Source organism: Alteromonas sp. MTD1 (assembly GCF_042848195.1).
GTDB lineage: Bacteria > Pseudomonadota > Gammaproteobacteria > Enterobacterales > Alteromonadaceae > Alteromonas.
Genome location: NZ_BTGG01000007.1, coordinates 23,556 through 36,512, shown reverse-complemented (window position 1 = coordinate 36,512; position 12,957 = coordinate 23,556). Strand labels below are relative to the sequence as shown.

The following is a 12,957-nucleotide window of genomic DNA, read 5'->3' as shown; positions in this document are numbered from 1 at the left end:
ATAAAGAGGGCTTTTTGTACGGTGCCGTAAAGCTTGTACATACAGAAGTATGTCTTTGTTAAAAAGCTATTTCGACATACGTTTGTATTTAAGGCGATGTGGCTCAACCACGTCTTGACCAAACTCATTTTTCAGCCACGTTTCGTAATCTGAGTAATTACCCTCGAAGAAGTTGATGTTACCTTCGTCGCGATAATCCATGATATGCGTAGCCACACGGTCTAGGAACCAACGGTCGTGCGAGATAACCATTGCACAGCCAGGAAACTCTAATAGGGCGTTTTCTAACGCACGCAGCGTTTCAACATCCAAGTCGTTAGTCGGTTCATCCAGTAGTAATACGTTTCCGCCCGCTTTTAATAGCTTTGCCAAGTGAACACGATTGCGCTCACCGCCAGAAAGGTCCTTAATGAACTTTTGTTGGTCCGTGCCTTTAAAGTTGAAGCGACTGCAGTAGGCGCGGCTATTTATTTCAAAGTTACCAATGCGAATAATATCTGAGTCGTCAGAAATTTCTTTCCACACTGTATTGTTCTCGTTCATATGATCGCGGAACTGTTCAACAGCGGCAATTTGAACGGTTTCACCCAAATCAATGTTTCCTGAGTCGGGTTGCTCTGCACCAGTAAGCATTCTGAACAGCGTTGATTTACCCGCACCGTTTGGACCAACAATACCTACGATGGCACCTTTTGGAACCTTGAAAGAAAGGTCATCAATAAGTACGCGGTCGCCGTAAGATTTCTTAAGATTGGATACTTCGATAACCTTGTCACCAAGACGCTCACCAGGTGGAATGAATAGCTCGTTAGTTTCGTTACGTTTTTGATAGTCACTGGTAGACAGTTCTTCAAAACGTGCCATACGGGCTTTACTTTTCGCGTGACGACCTTTCGGGTTAGAGCGTACCCATTCAAGCTCTTGCTTCATGCTTTTCATGCGCGCTGTCTCTGCGCGCTCTTCTTGCTGAAGACGGTTTTCTTTTTGCTCTAGCCATGAAGAGTAGTTGCCTTCCCATGGAATACCTTCACCGCGGTCAAGTTCTAATATCCAACCTGCAACATTATCAAGGAAGTATCTATCGTGGGTAATTGCCACTACCGTTCCTTCATAGTCGTGAAGGAAGCGTTCAAGCCATGCTACTGATTCAGCGTCTAAGTGGTTAGTCGGTTCATCAAGCAGCAGCATTTCAGGTTTTTCAAGTAGAAGACGACAAAGTGCAACGCGGCGACGCTCACCACCAGAAAGTTTGCTGACGTCAGCGTCCCACGGCGGTAAACGAAGAGCATCAGCAGCGCGCTCAAGCGCATTTTCAAGGTTATGCCCGTCTTTCGCTTGAATAATGGCTTCTAATTCACCTTGTTCTTTTGCTAACGCGTCAAAGTCGGCATCGGGTGCTGCGTATTCTGCATACACTTCATCTAGACGCGTCAGTGCGTGTTTTACATCTGCAACGGCTTCTTCGATGTTGCCTCGAACGTCTTTTGATTCGTCTAGCTGAGGCTCCTGAGGAAGGTAACCTACCTTTAATCCAGGTTGAGGACGCGCTTCACCTTCAATATCGGTATCAACACCAGCCATTATACGAAGAAGTGTTGATTTACCTGCACCGTTTAAACCAAGCACACCAATTTTGGCACCTGGGAAAAAGCTGAGAGAGATATTCTTAAGGATATGACGATTCGGTGGCACAATTTTGCCCACGCGATGCATACTGTATACATATTGAGCCATGCTTGCTCCTCGCTACAATGCAGAAAAATGAATAAGTTCCAACTCGCAAAATACGCTATTCGCTTATGCTTGAAAGCACAGTCAACGAGTTGATTAATGTGGTGCCGTATTCTACTCGTAACACTATAGTTTGTGCCAGAGCACAGCGCCATTTAGGTGTATTTATGCTGTTATTTTGTGCACTTGCAGAGAAAAATTTTATTTAAACATCGGTACAGGCAAGGAATTAAGGTAAACTTCAGATCATAAAATAGTGTGTGTTGTTTTACTAAGTGAAGAACTGAATGAAGACTTTGCAATACCCTTAAAAGCACTTTTTGCGTATCTGCAAGGGAAATTGTTAAAGCGTATAGGTAAATGTGCACTTTAAAAGAAGTGCAAGTAATAATAACGCAACACTAAGTCGAACATTCTTACAGGTACAAAATTGCATGACGGCTATGAAAAAACGTACGTACAGTTTAGAGGAGCTTGCCAGCCATGTTGGCGGTGAAGTTCAAGGCGATGGCAGTGTTAACATTTCTGCTGTTGGTACCTTGTCGGGCTCTGCTGAACATCAAATTTCTTTTTTGACTAACCCCAAATATAAGCCTCAGTTAAAAGACACAAAAGCAGGAGCGGTTATACTGCATGAAAGTTTAAAGGACCATAGCCCGGTTCCCGCTTTGGTTGTGGCTAATCCGCATGCGGCATTTGCCCTTATAGCCCAGCTTTTTGATACCACGCCGGTAGTTGCTACGGGCATTGCCGACACCGCCGTTATTGCACCGTCTGCACGTATTGGAAGTAACGTTGCGTTAGGTCATAACGTTATCATTGAAGACAACGTTGTGCTTGGCGATAGAGTTGTTATTGGCGCAAATACGGTAGTGCGCAAAGGTACGCATATAGGCGAAGACACTACCGTCCATCCTAATGTGACCATTTATCATGACATTGTTATTGGCAAACGAGTGACTATTCATAGTCAAACAGTCATTGGCGCAGCGGGTTTTGGCTACGCCAACGATAAAGGTGTATGGATCCCTATTCCTCAAACAGGGTCGGTGCGTATTGGCGATGATAGTCAAATTGGTGCCAGTAGCACTATCGACAGAGGCGCCATGGAAGACACCATTTTAGGCAATAACGTGATTATTGATAATCAAGTGCAAATAGCTCACAACGTTATTATCGGTGACCATTCATGTATATGTGGCGCCACAGGTATTGCTGGAAGCTGCCACATAGGTAAACACGTTATCATCGGTGGCGGTGTAGGTATTAATGGTCACATTTCTATTTGTGACAATGTTCAAGTAACTGGCTATACCATGATAGTGCAAGATATTACCGAGCCGGGCGTTTACTCTTCAGGACAACCGGCGCAAACCAATCGTGAGTGGCGTAAAAACACGGTTCGCTTACAAAAAATTGGCAGCTTGTTTGACCGCGTCAAAGCGCTAGAAAAACAACGTTAAAATTAAGATGGCGTAGGGATATCGTTAAACCTACGCCATTTGTATTAATTTAGTGATAAAGCGGTATACAAGGGGCTGAAAATGACTAGAATATGGCCTCAAATTGAGCTATTCGAGTGAATACTAACCTGCATAGGCAATTGGTCACACCGCAGTTTCTTATCCAGATTGGTATTAACGCCACATAAAAACCGCAGTTAAGGAGCCCCCATGTTTTCTCGCGAAATGAACATTGCTGACTTTGACCCAGAATTAGCCGATGCAATGGCAAAAGAGGTTGAGCGTCAAGAACACCACATTGAGCTAATTGCCTCTGAAAACTACTGTAGCCCACGTGTGATGGAAGCACAGGGTTCTCAGCTTACCAACAAATATGCAGAAGGTTACCCTGGCAAACGTTACTATGGCGGTTGCGAGCATGTTGATGTTGTTGAACAACTTGCCATTGATCGTGCAAAAGAGTTATTTGGTGCAGAATACGCAAACGTTCAGCCTCACGCGGGTTCGCAAGCTAACTCAGCTGTGTTTATGGCGCTACTTGATGCTGGTGATACTGTACTAGGAATGAGCCTGTCTGAAGGTGGTCACCTAACACATGGTTCTCACGTTAACTTTTCTGGCAAAACGTACAACGCGGTTCAGTATGGCTTAAACAACGAAACGGGTGAAATTGATTACGCGCAAGTTGAAGCTCTCGCAAAAGAGCATAAGCCTAAAATGATCATTGGCGGTTTCTCGGCTTATTCAGGTGTTGTTGATTGGGCTAAGTTCCGTGAAATTGCAGACAGCGTTGGTGCTTTCTTACTTGTTGATATGGCGCACGTTGCAGGTTTAGTAGCAGCAGGTGTTTATCCAAACCCACTTCCGCATGCACACGTGGTTACTACTACAACGCATAAAACATTAGCCGGTCCTCGTAGTGGCTTAATTCTATCCGCATGTGGCGATGAAACCATCTACAAAAAGCTGAACAGCTCGGTATTCCCTGGAAACCAAGGCGGCCCACTTTGCCACGTAATTGCGGCTAAAGCAGTAGCCTTCAAAGAAGCACTACAGCCAGAGTTTAAAGCGTATCAACAACAAGTTGTTGCCAACGCGAAAGCCATGGTTGCAGTAATGATAGAGCGTGGCTATAAAATTGTATCTGGCGGTACAGACAATCACCTTTTCTTGCTTGACCTTATTGATAAAGATATCACAGGTAAAGACGCAGATGCGGCACTTGGTGCAGCCAACATTACTGTGAATAAGAATTCAGTGCCAAACGATCCTCGTTCACCGTTTGTAACCAGTGGTCTACGCATTGGTAGCCCAGCGATCACTCGCCGTGGCTTTAAAGAAGAACAAGCTAAACAAGTGGCTACATGGATTTGTGACATCCTTGATAACATGGGTGATGAGTCTGTTATTAAGCGTGTTCAAGACGAAGTAGTTACGCTTTGCTCACAATATCCTGTTTATAAGTAAATAGGTTTGTGTTTTATTGCGTACTTTGATAGTTATGCTGCTACATTAAGATACTGCTAAGTACGCAATAGTTAAGGATTTTCTATGTTTTGCCCCTTTTGTTCCGCGCAAGAAACCAAAGTTATTGATTCTCGCCTTGTGGCCGAGGGGCATCAAGTGCGCAGACGTCGCGAATGTAATGTCTGCCACGAACGCTTCACTACCTTTGAAGGTGCCGAGCTTGTTATGCCGCGTGTTATTAAGCGCGACGGCTCACGCGAACCGTTCAACGAAGATAAGCTTCGTGCGGGACTACAGCGGGCATTGGAAAAGCGTCCTGTAAGTACTGAAAAAGTTGAACAGTGCATTTTATCTCTTAAGTCTGAGTTACGTGCCACTGGAGAACGAGAAATAGAAAGCGAGTTGCTTGGTAACTTGATCATGAAAGCGCTCAAAGAGCTGGATAAAGTCGCCTACGTTAGATTTGCATCTGTATACCGTTCCTTCGAAGATATTAGAGAGTTTGGTGAAGAAATCGCTCGCTTAGGCGACTAGCGCACGTTGCGCCTATCACAGGATTAAATGTGGATCACGCAAACCTAAAAGATGATTATTACTGGATGGCGAGAGCCATTAAAAATGCCAAAAAAGGGCGTTTCACTACCTCTCCCAACCCTTGCGTTGGCTGTGTCATTGTTGATGAAAATAATCAGTTCTTAAGTGAAGGTTTTCATATACAGGCTGGCACGCCTCATGCCGAAATACATGCACTCAACGCCGCTGAAAAAGCGCGGAAACAAGGCGCAAAAGGCGCAACAGCATACGTTACCTTAGAGCCGTGTAGTCATTTCGGACGCACGCCACCGTGTGCTCTAGCACTTGTAGAAGCACAGGTAGCTCGCGTTGTTATAGGTATGACCGACCCAAACCCTGCGGTAAGCGGAAACGGTATTAGAATACTTCAGGAAGCTGGAATAGAAGTCGTTAGTGATATTCTTGCATCTGAAGCGGCAGCGCTAAATCCCGGCTTTATAAAACGTATGCTAACCGGAAAGCCCTATATCAGACTAAAACTGGGGATAAGTTTAGACGGTAAGATAGCCCTTGAAAATGGCGTTAGTCAGTGGATAACCGGAAAAGATGCAAGGCGTGATGTGCAGCGCTACCGCGCAATGAGTTGTGCGGTACTAACGGGCTCTGGTACAGTCAAAGCTGATAATCCCAGTTTATTAGTACGTGCTAACGAAGCGGGTTTTGCTGACTATCCTATTCAAAACTTGCGTCAACCCGTTCGCGTCATCATCGATAGTAAATTAAGCCTAAACGATGAATACCAATTGTTTAATGATGGTTTCGCTACCCTAGTAGCAACCACATCCACTGAATCCAAAAGCACACCTGGGCAGCACGCTGGTCAAACTATAATAGTGCCTGATAAAAACGGAAAAGTTGATTTACATGCATTAATGGATGCACTGGGTGAAAAGCAATATAACGAAGTGCTTGTAGAGGCGGGGCCTGGGCTTGCAGGTGCACTGTTTAACGAGGGGCTGGTGGATGAGCTAATTTGCTATCAGGCACCCAAGTTATTGGGCGACAAAGGGCAGAGCATGGTGTCGTTGCCTACTTTCACGTCGCTCGACCAATCTATTTCACTCACACTCATTGAAAATTGCCAAGTCGGTAACGATATTAAGTTTATCTTTAAACCCGATGGCAATCGGAACGTCGCAGTTAGCGATTAAGAGGAAGTTTATGTTTACGGGCATTATTCAGGCACTAGGCACAATTCAGAAACTAGACAATCGCGGGAACGATATTCGCCTTACTGTTGCATCTCCCACACTTGATATGGCCGATGTAGCCTTGGGCGATAGTATTGCAACAAACGGCGTTTGCCTAACTGTGACTGATATGGGCGACGACTATTACTGTGCAGATGTATCTGCAGAGACAATTAAGTTAACAGGTTTTGCACATTACTCAGCAGGCTCTACAGTTAACTTAGAAAAGGCAATGCGACCCACCGACCGCTTTGGCGGTCATATTGTATCTGGACACGTTGACGGCGTTGGTAAAGTAACGCAAATCATAAAGCATTCCGACTACATCGAGTTTTGGGTGAAAGCACCTGAAGATTTAGCGAAGTATATCGCACATAAGGGCAGTATTACTGTAGACGGAATAAGCCTGACGGTGAATGAAGTAAATGGTTCTGAATTTATGCTGTGGATAATACCTCACACTTTAAAAGAAACCATTATGGGGACTTACAAGGTAGGTACAGCCGTTAATTTAGAAGTCGATGTTATAGCACGTTATTTAGAACGTTTGATGCTGGGCGAAAAAGCCGCAGAGCCACAGTCAAAAGGCATCGATATGGCATTTTTAGCCGAGAATGGATTTTTAAAAAGATAACCCTACAAGAAGCAAAAGAATATGGCATTTAACACTACACAAGAAATAATTGAAGATATTCGTCAAGGTAAAATGGTTATCTTGATGGATGATGAAGACCGCGAAAATGAAGGCGATCTCATCATGGCGGCTGAGCATGTAACACCTGAAGCCATTAACTTTATGGTGACCCATGCACGAGGCCTAGTGTGTTTGCCTATGACACAAGAGCGCTGCCGAACTCTCAACCTTCCGCTGATGGTGGATAAGAACGAAGCACAATTTTCAACCAACTTTACGGTGTCAATTGAAGCGGCGAAGGGCGTTACAACCGGTATTTCGGCAGCAGATCGCGCAACTACTATTCTTGCCGCTGTCTCAAAAGATGCAAAAGCCACTGATATTGTGCAGCCTGGTCATATTTTCCCGCTTATTGCAAAAGAAGGCGGCGTATTAAACCGTGCAGGCCATACTGAAGCTGGTGTTGACTTACCCAGACTTGCAGGTCTTGAACCGGCAGGCGTTATTGTTGAAATACTGAACGAAGACGGCACCATGGCTCGTCGCCCTGAGCTAGAAAAGTTTGCTGAAAAGCACGACTTAAAAATAGGCACTATTGCCGACCTAATCGAATACCGTAATTTAAATGAAACCACTATCGAAAAAGTAGCGCAGTGCAATATGCCTACAGAGTACGGTGATTTCGAGTTACACACATTTAAAGACAGTATTGATAATCAACTTCACTTCGCACTTAAGAAAGGTGACATCAAAGAGGACGAACCAACGCTAGTACGTGTTCACTTGCACAATACTTTTAGTGATCTTCTTGGTTCGACACGCGGTATCCATCGCTCACTTACTTTAGCCGATGGCATGCGTAAAATTTCGGAAGAAGGTGGTGTACTGGTGCTTTTAGGCAAAGAAGAGCATATTGAACATCAAGTACGCCGCTTTGCTGCTGAAGACCGCGGAGAGCGTCCAACAGGCGCAGATTGGCAGGGCTCGTCGCGGACCATTGGCGTTGGCAGCCAGATTCTAGCATCAATGGGCGTACATAAAATGCGCCTATTGAGTAAGCCAATTAAATATCACGCACTTTCAGGCTATGGCCTTGAAGTTGTGGAGTACGTGCACGACTAGTACTGCAGAGCGCAGAGCCTAAAATTAGGGAGTAAAAAGCGTGGAGGGAGTATGCCCATCCCAAACACGCGGTGAATACATCCCTGTACGCTCCGCCACCGCATCCATGCGGTGGAGGGTTTGCGATGGGCATACTCCCTCCACACTGATGTGCTCGAGTTTGGTATTGGGTGAATTGAAGAAGTTAAAGAAACAATCGATTTAGTTTAGGCGCAGTTGTGGTATACTTCGCGCCGTTTTTTCTCGAGGAATGAAACCATGCAGGTAATTGAAGGTAATATCAGAGCAACCGGTAAGAAGTTTGCTATCGTTGTATCACGCTTTAATAGCTTTGTTGTAGAGAGCTTGCTTGAAGGCGCGTTAGATACACTAGAGCGTCACGGTGAAGTAAACAGTGACGACATTACGGTAGTACGTGTTCCTGGTGCATATGAATTACCTGTAGTGGCACAAAAGATTGCCGAGAAAAAGTCATTTGACGCGATAATTGCACTTGGTGCGGTAATTCGTGGCGGCACACCTCACTTTGATTTTGTAGCGGGCGAATGTAACAAAGGCCTTGCACAAGTATCACTAGAGTACGGTGTACCAGTGTCATTTGGCGTAATCACAACAGATTCAATTGAACAAGCCATCGAGCGTTCAGGAACCAAAGCGGGTAACAAAGGTGCAGAAGCTGCACTAGGCGCCCTTGAAATGGTTAACGTTTTCGATGCTGTTGAAAAGCTTTAAGGTAAACATTTAGTGAAAGTTTCAGCTCGTCGTAAAGCCCGTGAGTTAGCACTTCAAGGTGTATATTCATGGCAAATGAGTCATAACGACATTCAGCAAGTTGAACTGGCTTTAGCAACCAGTAACGACATGCAAAAGGTAGACATGGCATATTTCCAAGCTTTGTTGCGCGGTGTTGCACACAACGCAAGCAAGCTTGATGACACCATCAAACCTTACCTTGGCCGTTTGCCAGAAGAACTGGATGCTATTGAAAAAGCGATTCTTCGTATAGCGACCCTGGAACTTACCGAGCGCATTGATGTGCCTTATCGTGTAATTATTAATGAAGCTATCGAGCTGGCTAAGGCATTTGGTGCCGAAGAAAGCCACAAGTTTATTAATGGTGCGCTTGATAAGGCCGTACGCACATTGCGCAAAGATGAGCGCGACTAACCTTTTTACTAAGACGGCAAGGATTGCTGTTAAAGGGTTTCAATTACTACCGTGAAAGAATTCGATCTTATCGGCCGCTATTTTGCAAACAGTGGCCACAAACGCAAAGATGTTGTTATTGGTATTGGTGATGACTGCGCCGTAACAACAGTTCCAGAAAACCAACAGCTTGCCATAACTACCGACACCTTAGTAGCAGGTGTTCACTTTCTTAATGATGCACCTGCGAAGTCGGTGGCATACAAAACGGTTGCCGTAAATTTAAGTGACTTAGCTGCAATGGGCGCTGAGCCTGCATGGATTAGCCTTTCTTTGTCGTTGCCAGAAGTGAATGAAGCATGGCTAGACGAATTCGTTGGCGGGCTATATGAGCTTACGCAGTACTATTCTGTACAGCTTATTGGTGGTGATACGGTTAAAGGGCCCATGGCAATGACGGTCACTGCACAGGGGTTTATTCCCCCCGGCTCTGAGCTTACTCGAAGCGGCGCGAAACCAGGAGACTGGGTATATGTTACCGGCACGTTAGGTGATGCTGGGGCAGGCTTGGATATTCTTCAAAATAAGCTAGAGGTTTCAGGCGAAGCAAAAGATGTGTTGATTAATCGTCACTATTTTCCTACGCCACGAGTTGCCGTTGGTACTGCTATTCGTCGAATTGCCACCTCGTGCATTGATATTTCAGACGGACTTATCTCTGATTTAGGTCACATCTTAAAAGCATCGAACTGTGGCGCGAACGTTCATGTAGACCGTTTACCGCTTTCACGCGCTTTGACTAGTGCCGTGTCAGAGCAACAGGCTACTGATTATGCGTTGTCAGCGGGTGATGACTACGAGTTAATCTTTACCGTTAGTGAAGAGCAACGAGGCAGTTTAGAAACCTCACTTGCCAGTACAAATGTCAAAGCGACGTGTATAGGGCAGTTAACAGGTCATCCTGGCGCATTATCACTGTTAAAAAACAACGAAAAGTACACGGCAAAAACGGGCGATGGCTACGAACACGTTTTTTAGCGTAGCCCGCAATAACTCACCAAACAGCATATAAGAAGAGACAATAATATGCAGGCTGAATACCGCGCCAGAGTAAGTATGAAAAACCCTGTTCACTTCCTTGCGCTGGGGTTTGGTAGTGGGTTGATACCTGTTATGCCCGGCACATTTGGCTCACTTGCGGCCATTCCGCTTTTACTGGCTTGCATGTATGTATCTTCGGTTTCATTCATTGCACTAACGCTTATTTTTAGCGTTATTGGCATTTACCTTTGTGGTAAGACAGCAGATGACATGCAGGTTCATGATCATGGATCTATTGTTTGGGATGAAATAGCAGGCATGTTTGTGACATTCCTGTTTGTGCCGCTATCTGCATCAACATTACTCGTTGGCTTTTTATTATTCCGCGTGTTCGATATTTTAAAGCCATGGCCTATTGGCGTTATCGATAAACGCTTACACGGCGGTACCGGTATTATGCTGGACGATATTCTGGCGGGGGCAATGGCCTGTGGCTGTCTTCATTTACTTATGGTGCTGTGGCCTAATTCACTAAGCTTTTTGTAATAGAAGCCTATCTAATAAACACTGAAAAACATACAACAAAAAGCCCTCTACGTTAGTCAAACGTAGTGGGCTTTTTAATATCTGGCTTTTACCTTTTAAGGGGCTAAATGCTAGCGTCTATAGCATTCGTACTAGAAGGTAAGTTTATTGAAAGCCTAATTACCTAGAAGCGCGTTAGCTGCCTTTACAATGCCATCAGCATCTAAACCATGCTCTTTATACATTTCCTGCTGTGTGCCTTGAAGTATAAAGCTATCTGGAAGTCCTAGCATTTTAACGGCTTTTAACACGCCATTTTGCTGTAGGTGCTCAAGCACGGCACTTCCTGCGCCGCCCATGATACAGCCATCCTCAAGCGTCATAAGCACATCATGCGATGCTGCAGCACTTAATACAGCTTCACCATCCAGTGGCTTAATAAAGCGCATGTCGATAACGGTTGCATCCAGCTTCTCGGCTGCTTCTAGCGCATTCGGAAGTAAACAACCGAAGTTCAAAATAGCGATACGTTTTTCTGCAGAACTTGATGCTTCGCGACAGGTACGAGATTTTCCTATTTCAAGCTCTGTCATTTCCTCGTTAGGCACCACGCCCATACCGGCACCTCGAGGGTAGCGAACTGCAGCTGGCTTTTGTAACTTGTGCCCTGTGTACAACATTTGGCGGCATTCATTTTCATCAGAAGGCGCCATAACCACCATGTTCGGAATACAGCGCAAGAAAGCAATATCAAACGCCCCTTGGTGAGTAGGGCCGTCGGCGCCAACAATACCGGCACGGTCGATGGCAAACAATACAGGTAAGTCTTGTATCGCTACATCATGAATTAGCTGGTCGTAAGCACGTTGTAAAAACGAAGAGTATATGGCGACTACCGCGTTCATACCGTCTTTCGCAAGACCAGCGCCAAAGGTGACTGCATGCTGTTCAGCAATGGCTACATCGAAATATTGTTCAGGGAATTTCTGTGAGAATTCAACCATACCCGAACCTTCGCGCATAGCTGGAGTAACCGCCATAAGCTTAGGATCCGCCGCGGCCATGTCGCATAGCCATTTGCCGAAAATGGCAGAATAGGTTGGCGCAGAAGGCTTTGACTTTGGAAGTGCGTTGTCTGCAGGATTAAACTTCGGTACAGCGTGAAACTTAATAGGATCTTCTTCCGCTACCGCGTAGCCTTTACCCTTTTTAGTTACTACATGTAACAGCTGTGGACCCTCGAATTTGCGCATATTGCGCAATGTATCCACCACCGCATTTACATCATGACCATCAATAGGACCAATGTAGTTAAAACCAAGTTCTTCAAAAATAGTGCCTGGTACTACCATGCCTTTAATATGCTCTTCCGCGCGGCTAGCAAATTCTTTAATTGGTGGGACGTTGCTTAAAAGCTTTTTACCGCCGTCACGAATGGAATTAAAGAAGTTACCTGTAAGCAGTCGTGCTAAGTGACTGTTAAGCGCACCTACATTTTCAGAAATAGACATTTCGTTGTCGTTCAGTACTACAACCATGTCTTTCTTGATATCACCAGCGTGGTTTAGTGCTTCAAACGCCATTCCTGCCGTCATTGCACCGTCACCTATAACAGCTACTACTTTTCTGTCTTTGCCTTCTTTTTCGGCCGCTACTGCCATGCCTAGCGCAGCACTTATAGACGTAGAAGAGTGACCTACAGCAAACGTATCGTAATCGCTTTCAGGGGGCCATGGGAATGGGTGCAATCCGTTTTTCTGACGAATGGTACTCATGCGCTCTGCGCGGCCAGTCAAAATCTTATGTGGGTAAGCTTGATGGCCCACGTCCCACAATAAACGGTCGAATGGCGTGTTGTACACATAATGAAGTGCAACGGTAAGTTCAACAGTGCCTAAGCCAGACGCAAAGTGCCCGCTGGTGGAGCTTACACAGTTAAGTAAGTACTCACGCAACTCGTCGGCAAGCAGGCGTAACTTGTCCTGTGGCAGCTGCCTCAGTTTGTCAGGTGTTTGCGCAAGCGCAAGCGTAGGATAATGTTGGAGGTCTAAACTCATTAATTTGT

General features: G+C 45.3%; 12 protein-coding genes. 10 read left to right on the top strand and 2 right to left on the bottom strand.

Annotation, left to right across the window (positions count from 1 at the left end):
- Window positions 1-66 precede the first annotated feature (66 nt).
- A complete protein-coding gene (ettA, locus tag ACGHAV_RS10490) occupies window positions 67-1,734 on the bottom strand; it encodes an energy-dependent translational throttle protein EttA (protein WP_390380086.1) in 1,668 nt (555 codons plus the stop codon).
- 431 nt (window positions 1,735-2,165) lie between these two features.
- On the opposite strand from ettA, the gene lpxD reads away from it, so the two are divergent.
- The 10 genes from lpxD (at window position 2,166) to ACGHAV_RS10440 (ending at window position 10,913) form a co-directional block, all read left to right on the top strand.
- Window positions 2,166-3,194: a UDP-3-O-(3-hydroxymyristoyl)glucosamine N-acyltransferase gene (gene lpxD, locus ACGHAV_RS10485; RefSeq protein WP_390380083.1), complete on the top strand. Its 1,029-nt coding sequence runs from the start codon at window positions 2,166-2,168 to the stop codon at window positions 3,192-3,194.
- A 210-nt stretch (window positions 3,195-3,404) separates the two neighbouring features.
- Complete coding sequence (gene glyA / locus ACGHAV_RS10480; RefSeq protein ID WP_334013301.1) at window positions 3,405-4,661, top strand: serine hydroxymethyltransferase; 1,257 nt, start codon at window positions 3,405-3,407, stop codon at window positions 4,659-4,661.
- A gap of 84 nt (window positions 4,662-4,745) precedes the next feature.
- On the top strand, window positions 4,746-5,195 hold the full coding sequence (nrdR, locus tag ACGHAV_RS10475; RefSeq protein WP_334013300.1) for a transcriptional regulator NrdR: 450 nt from the start codon (window positions 4,746-4,748) through the stop codon (window positions 5,193-5,195).
- A 29-nt stretch (window positions 5,196-5,224) separates the two neighbouring features.
- Entirely contained in the window at window positions 5,225-6,385 is a 1,161-nt protein-coding gene (ribD, locus tag ACGHAV_RS10470) for a bifunctional diaminohydroxyphosphoribosylaminopyrimidine deaminase/5-amino-6-(5-phosphoribosylamino)uracil reductase RibD (protein WP_390380079.1), read from the top strand.
- 10 nt (window positions 6,386-6,395) lie between these two features.
- Window positions 6,396-7,058 carry a riboflavin synthase gene (locus ACGHAV_RS10465; RefSeq protein ID WP_390380076.1) on the top strand — a complete coding sequence of 221 codons (663 nt, stop codon included), beginning with the start codon at window positions 6,396-6,398 and terminating at the stop codon, window positions 7,056-7,058.
- A 21-nt stretch (window positions 7,059-7,079) separates the two neighbouring features.
- A complete protein-coding gene (ribBA, locus tag ACGHAV_RS10460) occupies window positions 7,080-8,180 on the top strand; it encodes a bifunctional 3,4-dihydroxy-2-butanone-4-phosphate synthase/GTP cyclohydrolase II (protein WP_334013297.1) in 1,101 nt (366 codons plus the stop codon).
- A 258-nt stretch (window positions 8,181-8,438) separates the two neighbouring features.
- Window positions 8,439-8,912, top strand: a complete 474-nt coding sequence (gene ribE / locus ACGHAV_RS10455; RefSeq protein ID WP_334013296.1) for a 6,7-dimethyl-8-ribityllumazine synthase — start codon at window positions 8,439-8,441, stop codon at window positions 8,910-8,912.
- A 12-nt stretch (window positions 8,913-8,924) separates the two neighbouring features.
- Complete coding sequence (nusB, locus tag ACGHAV_RS10450; protein ID WP_334013295.1) at window positions 8,925-9,347, top strand: transcription antitermination factor NusB; 423 nt, start codon at window positions 8,925-8,927, stop codon at window positions 9,345-9,347.
- Window positions 9,348-9,398: 51 nt separating this feature from the next.
- Complete coding sequence (thiL, locus tag ACGHAV_RS10445) at window positions 9,399-10,364, top strand: thiamine-phosphate kinase (RefSeq protein ID WP_390380071.1); 966 nt, start codon at window positions 9,399-9,401, stop codon at window positions 10,362-10,364.
- Window positions 10,365-10,412: 48 nt separating this feature from the next.
- Window positions 10,413-10,913 (top strand): phosphatidylglycerophosphatase A, encoded by a 501-nt coding sequence (locus ACGHAV_RS10440; RefSeq protein ID WP_390380068.1) that lies wholly within the window; start codon window positions 10,413-10,415, stop codon window positions 10,911-10,913.
- Window positions 10,914-11,068: 155 nt separating this feature from the next.
- Here ACGHAV_RS10440 and dxs read toward each other — a convergent pair whose 3' ends face one another.
- Window positions 11,069-12,949 carry a 1-deoxy-D-xylulose-5-phosphate synthase gene (gene dxs, locus ACGHAV_RS10435; RefSeq protein ID WP_390380065.1) on the bottom strand — a complete coding sequence of 627 codons (1,881 nt, stop codon included), beginning with the start codon at window positions 12,947-12,949 and terminating at the stop codon, window positions 11,069-11,071.
- Window positions 12,950-12,957 lie beyond the last annotated feature (8 nt).